Annotated in this window: 16 protein-coding genes; 2 read left to right on the forward strand and 14 right to left on the reverse strand. The window is 51.8% G+C overall.

Annotation, left to right across the window (positions count from 1 at the left end; genetic code table 11):
* Positions 1-17: 17 nt before the first annotated feature.
* The 6 genes from DWW13_RS05500 to DWW13_RS05525 form a co-directional block, all read right to left on the reverse strand.
* A complete protein-coding gene (locus DWW13_RS05500) occupies positions 18-347 on the reverse strand; it encodes an FtsB family cell division protein (RefSeq protein ID WP_118719512.1) in 330 nt (109 codons plus the stop codon).
* A gap of 100 nt (positions 348-447) precedes the next feature.
* The gene (gene yabQ / locus DWW13_RS05505; protein WP_117509465.1) at positions 448-855 is read right to left on the reverse strand and encodes a spore cortex biosynthesis protein YabQ; all 408 of its coding nucleotides are present in this window, start codon (positions 853-855) and stop codon (positions 448-450) included.
* Between the two features lie 2 nt (positions 856-857).
* On the reverse strand, positions 858-1,136 hold the full coding sequence (yabP, locus tag DWW13_RS05510) for a sporulation protein YabP (RefSeq protein ID WP_330410109.1): 279 nt from the start codon (positions 1,134-1,136) through the stop codon (positions 858-860).
* Positions 1,137-1,223: 87 nt separating this feature from the next.
* Complete coding sequence (locus DWW13_RS05515) at positions 1,224-1,463, reverse strand: RNA-binding S4 domain-containing protein (RefSeq protein WP_022462104.1); 240 nt, start codon at positions 1,461-1,463, stop codon at positions 1,224-1,226.
* 10 nt (positions 1,464-1,473) lie between these two features.
* On the reverse strand, positions 1,474-1,746 hold the full coding sequence (locus tag DWW13_RS05520; RefSeq protein ID WP_022462103.1) for an HU family DNA-binding protein: 273 nt from the start codon (positions 1,744-1,746) through the stop codon (positions 1,474-1,476).
* 241 nt (positions 1,747-1,987) lie between these two features.
* Positions 1,988-2,965, reverse strand: a complete 978-nt coding sequence (locus DWW13_RS05525; protein ID WP_117509466.1) for a phosphotransferase — start codon at positions 2,963-2,965, stop codon at positions 1,988-1,990.
* A 248-nt stretch (positions 2,966-3,213) separates the two neighbouring features.
* On the opposite strand from DWW13_RS05525, the gene DWW13_RS05530 reads away from it, so the two are divergent.
* The gene (locus DWW13_RS05530) at positions 3,214-5,079 is read left to right on the forward strand and encodes a beta-N-acetylhexosaminidase (RefSeq protein ID WP_118600703.1); all 1,866 of its coding nucleotides are present in this window, start codon (positions 3,214-3,216) and stop codon (positions 5,077-5,079) included.
* Positions 5,080-5,153: 74 nt separating this feature from the next.
* Here the strand turns inward: DWW13_RS05530 and DWW13_RS05535 are convergent, their stop codons facing one another.
* Positions 5,154-6,482, reverse strand: coding sequence for a CCA tRNA nucleotidyltransferase (locus tag DWW13_RS05535; RefSeq protein ID WP_117801461.1), 1,329 nt, complete (start codon positions 6,480-6,482; stop codon positions 5,154-5,156).
* A gap of 141 nt (positions 6,483-6,623) precedes the next feature.
* On the opposite strand from DWW13_RS05535, the gene DWW13_RS05540 reads away from it, so the two are divergent.
* A complete protein-coding gene (locus DWW13_RS05540; protein WP_158579542.1) occupies positions 6,624-8,033 on the forward strand; it encodes an AI-2E family transporter in 1,410 nt (469 codons plus the stop codon).
* Between the two features lie 75 nt (positions 8,034-8,108).
* Here DWW13_RS05540 and DWW13_RS05545 read toward each other — a convergent pair whose 3' ends face one another.
* The 7 genes from DWW13_RS05545 to DWW13_RS05575 form a co-directional block, all read right to left on the reverse strand.
* Positions 8,109-9,578, reverse strand: coding sequence for a glycoside hydrolase family 30 protein (locus DWW13_RS05545; protein ID WP_118719514.1), 1,470 nt, complete (start codon positions 9,576-9,578; stop codon positions 8,109-8,111).
* Positions 9,579-9,691: 113 nt separating this feature from the next.
* Positions 9,692-10,591: an AraC family transcriptional regulator gene (locus tag DWW13_RS05550; protein WP_118719516.1), complete on the reverse strand. Its 900-nt coding sequence runs from the start codon at positions 10,589-10,591 to the stop codon at positions 9,692-9,694.
* 94 nt (positions 10,592-10,685) lie between these two features.
* The gene (locus tag DWW13_RS05555; protein WP_022462096.1) at positions 10,686-11,174 is read right to left on the reverse strand and encodes a deoxycytidylate deaminase; all 489 of its coding nucleotides are present in this window, start codon (positions 11,172-11,174) and stop codon (positions 10,686-10,688) included.
* Positions 11,175-11,217: 43 nt separating this feature from the next.
* Positions 11,218-11,847, reverse strand: coding sequence for a uracil phosphoribosyltransferase (gene upp, locus DWW13_RS05560; protein WP_022462095.1), 630 nt, complete (start codon positions 11,845-11,847; stop codon positions 11,218-11,220).
* Between the two features lie 29 nt (positions 11,848-11,876).
* On the reverse strand, positions 11,877-12,320 hold the full coding sequence (gene rpiB, locus DWW13_RS05565; protein ID WP_055218692.1) for a ribose 5-phosphate isomerase B: 444 nt from the start codon (positions 12,318-12,320) through the stop codon (positions 11,877-11,879).
* Positions 12,317-12,775 (reverse strand): arsenate reductase/protein-tyrosine-phosphatase family protein, encoded by a 459-nt coding sequence (locus tag DWW13_RS05570; protein WP_055218690.1) that lies wholly within the window; start codon positions 12,773-12,775, stop codon positions 12,317-12,319. The genes rpiB and DWW13_RS05570 overlap by 4 nt, the downstream gene beginning before the upstream one ends.
* A gap of 2 nt (positions 12,776-12,777) precedes the next feature.
* Positions 12,778-13,827 (reverse strand): L-threonylcarbamoyladenylate synthase, encoded by a 1,050-nt coding sequence (locus DWW13_RS05575; protein ID WP_022462093.1) that lies wholly within the window; start codon positions 13,825-13,827, stop codon positions 12,778-12,780.
* Positions 13,828-13,863 lie beyond the last annotated feature (36 nt).

The raw sequence follows: 13,863 nt of genomic DNA on the forward strand, positions 1-13,863 counted from the left end.
TTCTTTATCTGTTTTGTTTATTTCGACTGGGATTCTTTAAATAAAATCTCATTATCCTTTACCATGCCAAATTTTTCTCTTGCCGTTTTTTCTATGTACTCATCGGTCTGCATGTATTCTTTCAAGGCGGTAATATCATCGGTGCGCTGCTTCTCCTCTTCAATCTGGCTGTCCAGACTGGAAAGACGGGATGCATTTGCATTGACCTTCTGCTGAAGGCTGATTCCCTTTACGGTAAGGACTGCAACCAGGCAGCACAGGACTACGGTAATTGAGAACTCTGTTGTACGGCTCTTCTTTCTGACTTTTTTCTTTCGGCCAGAATTCTTTTCTTCCCTTTCTTTCATTCTTTTCTTTACCCTTGCTTTCTATTTTCCAACCGTCTGCAGCCAAACTATCTGTTGTTTTTCGTCCGCAGACTTGTTTCTTTTGTTCTTACATGTGTAGTTACATCTTACCGTTCTTCCCATGAAATTTCAACCTTTTTCTCCGTTTTTTCATACTTTTTACCAGCCATTTTCCTGGAAAAGCGAGGATTCGCCCTGCTTTTTTGATTCCCTTTGCCAGAAGTTCCGGAAGAAAGCGTCCAAACGATGCGTGGTACAATGCAGCGCCCCCAAGGATGCCACCAAACAGATACCCGCGGAGAATGCCGCTGTTCTCTCCGTAAATCCGTACAAACAGATACAGCGCTGCCGCAATCCAGTAGCAGAGGTCCTCTGCAGATACCGCCGCATGGCTGTGGCGGATCAGTTTCCGCGCTGTCTTGATCAGATCGTACCAGAACCCCAGGACTGCCCCCTGCCAGATGGAACAGGCGAACAGAATCAGCTCCCGGGTGACATACGCACTCATTTTTACCGGAACAGCCGCGCAAGCGCAGACCCCTTCTTCTGCAGCGGCCCATGTTCCGTATAGACCAGGCTGTCGATGCTGCCTTCGATATCCGCCTCTCCCTTTTCCAGCTCCAGGCGGCCCACATGCAGCTCTTTTCCGCGGATGGTAAGAACACCGCAGACGGTCACGAGCAGAACTTCGTTCTCATCAAAGCTTTTCACATCCTGCACGCCGCCAAGAGAAAGTGTTTTCCGCTGTTCCAGCAAAAGGCGGTGCGCCTGTTCGTTCATCTCCCCCATACAAAAAACCTCCATACAATGGTCTATACACCCATTATATGAAGGTTTTCTCTTTTTATTCGCTGCACATGAATCCTGCCGCACTTCTTATAAGTAGCGGTAAAGCTCCTGTGCTTCTTCTTTTTTCACGGTTTCCTGCACATTCAGCACTTCTACCCTGACGGATTTACTTCCGAACTGAATTTCCAGTACATCTCCTGCCTTGACCTGTGCGGATGCTTTTGCCGGTCTGTCGTTGACGAGGACACGGCCTGCATCACAGGCTTCATTGGCTACGGTACGCCGCTTGATCAGTCGTGATACTTTTAAAAATTTATCTAAGCGCATAGATTTTTACTTAGTTCATCATGTCCTTTAAAGCTTTTCCTGCTTTGAATTTCGGAGTTTTGGAAGCTTTGATTTCCATGGTCTCGCCAGTCTGCGGATTTCTTCCTTCTCTTGCTGCTCTTTCGGATACTTCGAAGGTACCAAAGCCTACCAGCTGAACTTTCTCACCTTTCTTTAATTCTTCAGATACTACATCGATAAATGCTTTTAAAGCAGCCTCTGCATCTTTTTTGGATAAATTTGTCTGCTCAGCCATAGCTGCAACTAATTCTGTTTTGTTCATGAGTTTTACTCCTCCTGTATCTTACATTTGTTTTTTACATGGTACGCGGGCCCGCTGATACACACGACCTGCCCTGCCGGCTGTTTTTCTTCCGGATGATCAGTCTGTTACGTTGACCGGCTTTTTCGCGTAGCTGTATATATTTATATACTAATGCGTCTCTCTTGTCAAGAAAAAAGTCCCCCATACCAGCGGTTTTATGGCGATTTCTGCCCAAAACAGACTCTTTTCCACCGCACGGTTAAAAGAAGGATCCCTTAACAAACCGCAGCCAGTCTGCCTGCTGCGCATTGAGTGTTTTTAGTTTCTCCGTATTCCGCCCGGATATCCACGATTTTCTGCTTCCGTAGTAGCGGTTTGCCAGTTTCCAGTATTTCCACGGATAGGAAAGATAGAGGCGGAGTGTCTCGATTTCCCCCTCATCGAGCGGCCGTCTGGCGCTGTAGGCGTTTAAAATCCGTTCTGCCGCGCGCTCGCTCCAGCCGTGTTTTTCCAGAATTTTCCGCATAAAATAGCCAAGATCTGCCACCTGGAGATCGAAGTTCCACTTGTCGAAATTGACCGCCGTTTCGCCTCTGCCGTTTTCCAGCAGAATATTGTGCTGGCTGAATTCCCCGTGGCAGACGGCGCCTTCTTCGTCCGCCCGCTGCCGCAGTTTTTCATAGGAAGAAGCTTTCATTTCCGCGGCCGCCCGCTCTCCCTGTTCCAGATACGGACCGGCGCTTGCCAACAGCAGTTTTTCGAACTCATTTTTCTTCTTTTTTGTCTGCAAATACTTTCGGATCTTTCGAATTTCCACATTGTGGCGGATGCACTCCTCCACGATGGATTCCCTCCGGTATTCCATTTTCACCGGCAGATGAGCTGCCGTATGTAGCCGCGCCAGCGCGTCCGAGGCGCGGATAAGATCCTCACTGTTTCCCGTCTCACATTCCCGGCCCGGGTACCAGTTCCGCACAATGTACGTTCCTCCGTCGTCCCCGCGCGTTGCAAGCGCTCCCTCTTCGTTCCGCAGAATCTGATCGCACCGCAGGAGCCCCGACTCCGTGATGCGGCACTGTAGAAGATACCGCTGCTCCAGTTTTTCCGCCGCCGTCCCGAACTCGCTGATCAGCTTATCCCCCTGTTCGGTGTGGCACAATAAAGCGCCCCGCACCCGCATTGTGCCGGAAGCCGTAAGACCGTAATGGGACAGCACACTCAATCCATAATCATACAAGAGCCTGACTCCTTTCCCTGTTGTGATCGTTTTTGGGGTCACGATTCAATGTATGCGTATCCGCCCTGTGCCATGCATACTGGTTTCTGTTTTTTCTTTCATCCCAAAAGCAATGTTGAAAGTGTTTTCTTTTTCTCTTATTTTATTGTTTTTAATTTCACCGCATGGTAAAATATTCCAAACTTGACAGGATGAAAAACACCTGTTATGGGGTTCTCTAAAATCATTTTATTTTAAGGAGGGTTTTTATGATTTTCTTACCACAGCCATCTTCCCTTTCCTACGGAGAGGGCACCTTTACAATTCACTATGACAGCCGCATTTTTCTCGATTCCGAGAGCCCGGCTGAGCTTTTTTCTGCAGCACAGCTTCTGCAGCAGGAGATTGAGACACAGACGGGATTCCGTCCTGCCATCTGCCGCCGTCATCAGCCGGTGGGATCACACCTGATCTATCTGACTGCCTCTCCGGAATTATCCCGTGAGGCTTATACCCTCGCTGTCACACCGGAAAACATCACGATCTGCGGATCTCTGGAAAGCGGCGTTCTCTACGGCGTGCAGACACTCCGTCAGATGATCCGCCAGGCAGGTGCTGTTCTTCCAACCGTCCTGATCTCCGACAAACCGGCCATGGAAAACCGCGGCTTCTACCACGATGCGACCCGCGGACGTGTTCCGACGCTTTCCTATCTGAAACAGCTTGCCGCCACCTTGAGCTTCTATAAAATCAATCAGCTTCAGCTCTACATCGAGCACAGCTATCTCTTCGACGATCTGACCGAGATGTGGCGCGACGATACGCCGCTCACTGCAGAGGACATCCTCGAGCTGGACCGCTACTGCAAGGGACTTGGCATTGATCTCGTTCCGTCGCTTGCAAGCTTCGGCCATCTGTACAAGCTGCTCTGCACGAAATCGTATGCACATCTGTGCGAACTGGAAGGCTCTGCTTCGGCTCCGTTCTCCTTCTATGACCGCCAGGCGCACCATACGCTCGATATCACAAACCCGGAGAGCCTCTCCCTTGCCAAACACATTCTTTCCGAATATATGCAGCTCTTCTCCTCGAAGTATTTCAATCTCTGCGCGGATGAAACGTTTGACCTTGGAAAAGGGGCTTCCCGCGCACTCGCCGAGGAAAAGGGAACCACCGTCATCTACACCGAGTTTGTGACAGAGCTTGCCAACTATATCACTGAATCCGGCCGCACGCCGATGTTCTGGAGTGATGTCATCAGCCAGGAGCCGGAAGCTTATCATCTCCTGCCGAAGAACCTGATCTGCCTCCACTGGGATTATGCGTCAAATGTTTCATCGGAGCGTCTGACCCGCCTTGCCAATTCCGGTGCCGAGCATCTGTATGTGTGCCCGGGCGTACAGGGATGGAACCAGCTCATCAACAAGTATCATGAGGCGTATGAAAACATTTCCAGAATGGCGCGCTACGGCCACGAATGCCATGCGATGGGACTTCTGAACACTGACTGGGGCGATTACGGCCACATCAATCACCCGGACTTCTCCCGCATCGGCATGATCTACGGCGCGGCGTTCTCCTGGAATGCAGACATTCTGCCGGAGGAGGAAATCAACCGCCAGATTTCCGTGCTGGAATTTGGTGATGCTTCCGGAAAACTCGTTTCCGTGCTCGATCTTCTCTGCCATCAGGATGCGTATCCGTGGCGCACTGCCGTTATGGTACAGGAAGCACTCGAACTGCATCAGGACAAAGAAGAGGCTGCCGAACTGCTCCGCTCCTGCGCGGAAGGCGATGCGGATGCAGCAAATGCTTCAATCGACGCGCTCTGCGCCGTTCTGTACGAGAAAGCCGGCACCGTCCGCCCGGAGAACCGTCCGATGATCTATGCGTACCTGCTCGCCGCAGACGGCCTGAAAGTGCTGAACCGCCTGCTGCCGTTCCTGCGCGCTTCCCTTCTTTCCGAGGGCACTCTGCCGGAGAAAGAAGACTGTTTTGCACTCGCCGGAGATCTCGAACGGTGGCTGCACAGCTATAAAGAGCTGTGGCGCACCGTCTCCAAGGAGAGCGAACTGTACCGCATTGCCCATGTGTTCTGCTGGTATGCGGATCTGCTGCGTGATCTGAACGCATAAAACCAGCAAAAAACAAAAGAGAGCCGGGGACGGATTGTTCTGTCCCCGGCTCTCTTTTGTTTGCCGTTTTGGCTTTACAGCAGTGTTTTTACGTACTCTGTCAGGTATTCTTTTGTATTCTTCGCCGGATCTTTCATCACTTCTTCCAGCGCCGCGTTCAGGCATTCGCCGATTTTCGGGCCTTTTGGGACACCGAGTTCCATCAGATCTTTGCCGGAAACGGCCAGCATTTTCAACGTAAAGCAGTCGCCGTTATCGAGAATTTCTCTGACGCACTCCCTTACCTTTCCGATCCGTTCCAGGGTTTTCTCCCGCTGGTACAGGCTTTTGGCCATCGTATCGGCTTCCTGCACGATCATCAGTTTTTCGAACAGCTCCGGGCCGAGTTTGTTCAGAATACGGCGGATCACCGGTTTCTCCGGAGCCATGCGGCAGTCATGCCAGCGGATCAATGCTGCGACCTGGCGGATGGTTTCGTTGTCGAATTTCAGACGGCGCAGAATCGCTTTCGCCATTTTCTCCCCCGCCGGTGCGTGGCCTTTAAAATGATCGATGCCGGCCTCATCCGTTGTGCGGCACGCCGGTTTTGCAATGTCGTGGAGCAGCATCGTCCAGCGCAGAATCGGATCTGCCGGAACGTGCTGCAGAGCGGCAATCGTGTGCTCACCGACATTATAGCAGTGGTGCGGATTGTTCTGCGGCGTTTTCATCAGTTCATCAAACTCCGGCAGCACAATTTTTGTAATACCCGCCTCATAGACGGCCTCCATGTACTCCGGCCGTTTCGAGATCAGCAGTTTATTCAGTTCCACACGGATCCGCTCGGCGCTGATTTTTTCAAGCGTCGGCGCGAGTGCTATGATGGCATCCAGTGTTGCCGGATCGAGTTTGAAGCCGAGCTGTGCGGAAAAGCGGAGGGCACGCAGGATCCGCAGTGCATCCTCACTGAACCGCTCGGTCGGATTTCCGACACAGCGGATGACTTTGCGCTGTAAATCCCTGATTCCATCGAACAGATCCACAAGCCCCTCTTCGTTGTTGTATGCCATCGCATTGATCGTAAAATCACGGCGGCGCAGATCCTCGGCGAGGCTGGAGGTAAAGACCACTTCTTTCGGATGGCGGCCGTCCTCATACTCTCCGTCGATGCGGTACGTCGTGACCTCGTGCGCGCCGCTTCCGGCCAGAACTGTTACCGTTCCGTGCTCCAGTCCCGTATCCACGGTGCGGTCAAAAATTTCTTTTACCTGCTGTGGGGAAGCAGAGGTTGTAATATCCCAGTCGTCCGGCTCCCGCGCAAGAATCGTATCGCGCACACAGCCTCCGACCGCGTACGCCTCGAAGCCTTTCGCATGCAGGGAATCGATTACCATATTTACGCTTGGCGGCATTTTTATCTTCAAATTTGTTATCTCCTTTTTCTAAATCTGCTTTTCCAGTATAGCAGTTTCCTTTTTTTCCCGCAAGTGTGGTTGCGGTTGTATTTTGGGGATTGCATGTGTATAATAGAGGTTAATAAAATTCGAAAGGGGATTTACATTTTTATGAAACTGGATCGTTACCGAAAATATGTCCGGGCCGGCGTTACTGCCTTTCTGGTACTTGCAGCGTCCATGATTTTTTACTACCTGCTCTTCCACCAGACTTCTGTGCGGACCGCCTTTCACAATGTCCTCGACATTCTCTCCCCCCTGATTGCAGCCCTGATTCTCGCCTATGTGATCAGCCCGATCATTAACTTCATAGAACAGCGGATCATCGCCAGACTCTTTGCCCGGCACGGAAAAACACAGTCGGTACGCTGCAAAAAGCTTGTGCGGGCGCTTTTGATTCTTCTGACGTACGTCGCCATGCTTTTCGCGCTGTACGGACTCATTGCGACCCTGATCCCGGAGCTGTTCTCAAGTATCACAAACATTGTCTCCAACTTCTCCAACTACGCAAACAACATTCAGGATTTTGCCACAAAAGTGCTGGCGAATTACCCGGAGATGCAGCAGACGGCAGACCAGTACATCTCCATGTTCTCCGCAAAGCTTTCCAACTGGCTGACCAATGACCTGATGCCGATGCTCCGTACGTTCCTTCTGAACCTCTCCGGACAGCTCGTCAACATGGTTACGTTTTTCAAAAACATTCTGCTTGGCGCGATCGTTGCAATCTACATGCTGTACAACAAGGAAAGCTACATTGCCAAGCTGAAAAAAGCAGTCTACGCGCTGCTCGGTCTGGATCACGGAAATGCCGTGATCCGCGACTGCCAGTATGTGAACCAGGAATTCAGCGGATTCCTCGTTGGAAAAGTCATCGATTCGATCATCATCGGTGCCATCTGCTATCTTGTGACGAGCCTGATCGGCACCCCGTACGCACTGCTGGTCAGCGTAATCATCGGTGTGACGAATATCATTCCGTTTTTCGGCCCGTTCCTCGGCGCCGTTCCGTGTCTTCTGCTGATCCTTCTGATCGACCCTCTGCAGGCACTGTATTTCCTGATTTTCGTCGTTCTCCTGCAGCAGTTTGACGGAAACTTCTTAGGGCCGAAAATCCTCGGCGAGACGACCGGTGTGTCCAGCTTCCTTATCATCATCTCGATTCTGATCGGCGGCGGCTTCTTGGGTGTCTTTGGCATGATCATCGCCGTTCCGGTCTGTGCCATTATCTGCACGGTCTGCCGCAACTTCGCCAACCGTCGTCTTGAAAAACATCACCTGCCGGATGACGATGCGTTTTACTTCCACATGGACCACATTGATCCTGAAACGAGACAGGCGATCCCATATCAGAAAAAGAAGATCGACGAGGCCGAAGTCTTCCACTTCCCGGGCTACCGGCTGCGCAAAGCGCTGACAAAGCTGGCCACGGAAGAGTCTCCGGTTGATGCGCCGTATACACCGGCAAAGCCTTCGACCGAAGAGAAAAATTCAGATTCTTCCGATTCCGATCAAAAATAAATTGTATCTTACAAAAATGCCTTCTGTGCAGACTGTTTCCATTCTGCACAGAAGGCATTTTTTTATTTTTGCTTTTTATTTCTCGATTACAACCGTGCTGAGTGTCTCTGTCGGAAGATCGACACGCATGATATGTCCGTTGACACGCAGGAAGCAGCCGGAATCCTCTTTTGTGCGGTTCAGCAGGATCACAACGTAGCTTCCGTCCGGATTGACTGCGGCCGTTACATCCAGGTTTGCTCCGTATTTGCTCCAGCCGATGCGTTTTGCACCCGAAGCAATATATTTGGAAATATGGCCGATGTAGTGGTACATGATCGGTTTGCGGTAATGGAAATCATCATCCACAATCAGACCTGAGGTGAATCCCATCGGTACGTGGCGCGGGCCGCCGTCTTTGTCTACGAGGAAGTTCCAGTCGATCCAGCGGTTCATGCCGGCGTTCAGGTTTCCGATCATATCGTGTGCATAATCTGCGGCGTCAAGGTAATCGACGTACTCTGGTGTCTGGAAGTTCACCGGTCCGAAACCACCGTCGCCAAAACCGATTCTGCCCGGCATGTGAAGGGCACAGCACTCGGAAAGCATGAAGGTTTTGTCCGGGTATTTCTGTTTCATCAGCTCAACAGCCTCGAAGTGGTCGCCGGAATACCAATGGAATGCGATACCGGCTACCATGTCCATGGTCTCCTCGTCAAGGACGGTCAGAACGTGCTCGATCATACGCTCTTTGTTGTGATCCCAGATGAAGATGCCGATCTTGTCCGTCAGGCCTGCTTTTTTCATCTCCGGATACAGATAATCTTTCAGGTAGGTTTTGGACTCTTCCGGTGTCCATACGCAGCTGTCCCAGGTGGTAGCCGCTACGGTCTCGTTCTGCAGGCTCAGCATCGTCACCGGGATTCCCTCATCGAGGTATGCCTGCAGATATTTTACGACGTATTTTGCCCAGCTTCCGTAATACTCCGGTTTCAGGCTGCCGCCGTGGTTTCTCTGCGGAATCTCTTCCGGAACCGGCATTCCCATTGCACCGTAAACAGCAGCATCATTCTTTGCGATCTTCGGTGCAGTTTTCCACTGATACGGCGGAGACCACGGGCTCATCAGAACACTGATCGGCTCTGCGGAGATTTCGATGGCTTTTTTCAGCATCGGAAGGACATATTTGCGGTCGCGGTCGATCGAGAAGGTTGCCAGATCCGGGTCTGCGATCGGGTCTGCGACTGCCTGATACTCCTCAAGGGAATAGTCACAGCTGTCGATCGGCACGCGGACAAATCTTGCATGAAGGCCGTCCGGTCCGAAAATATCCTGTAATGCCTGATTCTGTGTTTCCTCATCCATACGGGACAGCAGGTATGCGCTGCTCTCGGTCATGGCGCCGCCGAAGCCCTCGATGGTCTGGAACGCAAAGTCCGGATACAGGTTGATGACGTTCGACTCAATCATTTTTACGCTCTTGGACTCGTCTTCCGGTGCCAGCGCTTTTTCCCAGGTTTTTGCTTCCCCTTTTACATGGTACGTTGTAATCTGTTTTGCTTTCATTTTCCACACTCCATTTTTCACATGTTTTGCGGCATTTACTGAAAATCCGCTGTTTCATGCTTCCACTATACCATGCTCTCTTCTTCTTGTTTAGTGCCTTTTTCGGCAGAAAATTAGGGCATTTCCGCTTTTCTGATTCTTACCCACTGTCCCATCGGGCGGTCTCCTTTTTCCTTTTCATACCGCTTCTGCATTTCCTTCATGCTGCAGCCGTACCGCTCCTTAAACAGACGCGACACCGACTTGTAGTTTTCGCAGCCGTGTTTCGGCAGAAGTTCCATGATCCGCGCCTCGGGATGCTGCAGGTCGCGGCAGATCCGGTCGAGCCGGATTTCATACAGATACTGGTAGACCGTCAGACCGAGGTACCGTTTCAGAAGCTTCGACAGATAATTCGGCGTATAACCAAAGTGCTCCGCGACCTGCGCCACCGTCAGCTTTTTGGCGTAATGCTCCTCAATATACCGCATGACCTCGCGGATCTGCTGTACGGCCTTCTGATTCTGCGGAATGTATTCTTTTCCGATCCGCACCGCATAGTCCACCAGTAAGCGGTACAGCGCTTCAAGAAGAAGGCTGTCGAATTTTAACTGATACCCTTCTTTCTGCGCACCGTACACCTCGTCCATCTCCCGGAGAACTGCTTTGAATTCTGCGAGTTTTTGTTTTTCCGCCTCACTGGCCGGTCTTTCATCCACAACAAAGTAAAGCTGATCGTAACGCTCCATGTACTGCAGCAGCATCTCGTACGGAACCTGCAGGACGATGGCCTGATTCGGATAGGCTGTCACGGCGTGGATCGTGCCGGAGTTGATGACGAGAAGTTCATCTGCCCCGATCTGCCGCTCGCCGCCGTCACCGAAACGCACTTTCAGACGGCCTTCCAGAAGATAAATGATCTCCAGATCGTTGTGCCAGTGCGGCGGGTTGCTGTAGCCGCCATCGTCGATGCTGTGGAAAAAGCGGATGCCGATATCCCCGTTTGCCGTAATCCATTCGAAATTGCTCTCCATGGTGCCCTCCCGTTTCTTGTCTTTTCGTGTATACAGACGAAGCGCGTCTGAACTTTCTGTTCGTTCAGGCGCGCTCCTTCTATTATCTTTTCTGCTACAGGGACATGGTAATTTCCCGCCCTGTGCGGTGGTATTTCTGAAAAGTGACTCCGGACGCCTTCATCATCCGTTTCGATGCGATCACGGACGGGGTGTCCGCGTACTTGTCGCAGTCGTAGATCACCGTTTTGATTCCCGCCTGGATAATCGCCTTGCAGCACTCGTTGCATGGGAACAATGTCACATACAGCTTTGCTCCCTCGAGGCTTCCGCCGCGGTAATTCAGGATGGCGTTCAGTTCACTGTGCGTTGTGTAAAGATACTTGTTTTCCAGCGGATTTTCACTTGTCTTTCCCCACGGGAACTCGTCGTCCGAGCAGCCTCTCGGGAAACCGTTGTATCCCATGGACAGAATCTTGTTGTCCTCGCTCACAATGCAGGCTCCCACCTGTGTGTGCGGATCCTTCGAGCGCATACCGGCAAGCTGGGCAACTGCCATGAAATATTCATCCCAGGAAATATAATCCTCTCGTTTATCGCTCATACCCATTTCCCCTGTGTTTTCTTAACGTACTTTGCTTCCGCTCTTATTTCGTACCGAAGATACGGTCTCCGGCATCGCCGAGGCCTGGTACAATGTAGCCGTGCTCGTTCAGATGGTCATCCAGTGCTCCGACGAAAACATCGACATCCGGGTGAACCTCATGCATTTTCTCGATTCCTTCCGGAGATGCGATGATACACATGAAGTGGATCTTCTTTGCGCCTTTTTCTTTCAGCATGGTGATGGCTGCCGTTGCAGAACCGCCGGTTGCCAGCATCGGGTCGGTTACAAATACTTCACGGCTTGCGATGTCTGACGGAAGTTTGCAGTAATACTCAACCGGTGCCAGGGTTTCCGGATCACGGTACAGACCGATGTGTCCGATTTTTGCTGCCGGAATCATAGCCAGCATACCTTCTACCATACCAAGACCGGCACGGAGGATCGGCACAACTGCCATTTTCTTTCCTTCGAGCTCTTTTACGGTTGTTTTGCAGATCGGGGTTTCAATTTCAACGTCTGTGAGCGGCAGCTCTCTGGTTGCCTCGTAGCACATCAACATTGCAATCTCGCTGATCATCTCGCGGAACTCCTTGGAGCTTGTGTCTTTCTTTCTGATAATACCGATTTTGTGCTGGATCAGCGGGTGATCCATGATGACTGTTCTTGCCATTTTCGCTTCTCCTTTGTTTTGTTCAAAATTTATTCATTTTCGCCTTCATGCTCAATCAAGTGAATACGGCGTTCGTGACGCTCTTCTCCGGAAAATGGAGTGTTCAGGAAGGTTTCTACGATTTTGATTGCAAGGCCAGGGCCTACAACACGTCCTCCCATCGCCAGTACGTTGGCATCGTTGTGCAGGCGGGTTGCCTCTGCGCAGAAGCAGTCGGTGCAGAGTGCTGCACGGATTCCTTCCATTTTGTTTGCCGTGATAGAAATGCCGATTCCGGTTCCGCAGATCAGGATTCCCTTATCACACGTTCCGTTCTGGATCGCATGGCCTACTTTTCTGGCGTAAACCGGATAATCAACTGCCTCGTTGCTGTAGCATCCGAAGTCCTGATATTCCAGTCCCTGTTTGTCCAGATATGCTTTTACCTCCTGCATCAGCTCATATCCGCCGTGGTCGCATCCTAAAGCTATCATTGTTCTTCCTCCTCTTTCAGCCGCGCAAGAACACCTTCAATCAGGAATTCCAGCGCTTCATAACATTTTCCGTATTCGGTAAGCGGTTCCCCGTAAAGGGCGGGGATGTCTCCTGCCAGCCGCAGAAATCCGGCGATCGTCTGCAGATGGGGCGCATCCGGGAAGTCCTCACGGATCTTTTCCCTCTGACTGTCCTCCATCACAAGAAGCAGCGTGTCGTCGTTGATGTCCTCCGCGGTAAGCGGTGTGGTGGTGTGGTCTTTGGCCGAAAGCCCGTTGCGCGCAAGCACTGCCTCTACCTTCTGGTTGACCGGCTGCGGAAACAGAACGACAAGCCCGCGGGAACCAATTTCCATCGGCCACGGAAGCTCTTTGCTCTGCAGAATCGCCTTCGCCATCGGTGCGCGCGCGGTATCGTCCGCGTCCACAAATAAAATCCTGCTGTAATGTTTCACTGTTATACCTCTGCTACTTTGTGGCCTGCGGCTTTTAACAGGCGGTTCATGATCGCCTGCCCCATACGTGGGGTGTCGAAAGCCTCGGAATAAATCACCTCCACGCCGTCCTCATCGAAGTCGCGCAGAATCGCAAACAGGTGATGCGCGATCGTCTCATCTTCGGCGCGCAGCCCGATGCTCTTGATATCTCCTGTGGTGTACTGCTCCCGTGTCTCATCGGTGCAGATTACGCCCACTTTCTTTCCTGCCTTTTCCTGTTCTGCGGCAAGGCGGTTGATTTCCGGAATCACCCGTTCCATCTCGCCCTGGATAATCGTAAGGTCTGCCTTCGGCGCATAATGTTTGTAGCGCATGCCCGGTGCCTTCGGACGCACATGGCTGTCCTCCGCAAGGATTCCCGGATCGACACGCACGGTTCCAAGCACTTTTTCCAGCATCTCTTTGTTGTAATAGCCCGGGCGGAGAATCGTCGGAATCTCCTCTGTAAAATCGACGATGGTGGATTCGAGGCCGATCTCGGCGTCTCCTCCGTCGATGATACAGTCAATTTTGTCCCCAAGGTCCTCGATCACATGCTCGGCTTTCGTCGGGCTCGGCCGGCCTGATGTATTGGCGCTCGGCGCTGCGATGAAGCCGCCTCCGGCTAAGATCAGTGCGTTTGCCACTTTGTTGCTCGGGTAGCGCACGGCTACGGAGGTAAGGCCTCCCGTCGTCTCGAGCGGAACGGCATTTGTTTTCTCAAAAATCATCGTCAGCGGTCCCGGCCAGCATGCGGCTGCCAGTTTGCGTGCACTCTCCGGCACGTTTGCCGCTACGGTTTCGAGGTCCTCCATTCTTCCGATGTGGACGATCAGCGGGTTGTCCGACGGACGGCCCTTTGCCGCATAAATTTTCTCGGAAGCTTTGGCATCCAGCGCATTTCCGCCAAGACCATATACGGTCTCGGTCGGGAATGCCGCCAGACCGCCGTTTTTCAGAATCTCTCCTGCTTTTTCGATCGCGCTCTGATCTATGTTATCTTCTGTCATCCTGGCAATCCATGCCCTCATATGTTTCTTCCTTCTTTCCATCTGTTCCAGCGCACA

The sequence above is a fragment of the Blautia sp. AF14-40 genome (assembly GCF_003479665.1).
Lineage (GTDB): Bacteria > Bacillota > Clostridia > Lachnospirales > Lachnospiraceae > Fusicatenibacter > Fusicatenibacter saccharivorans.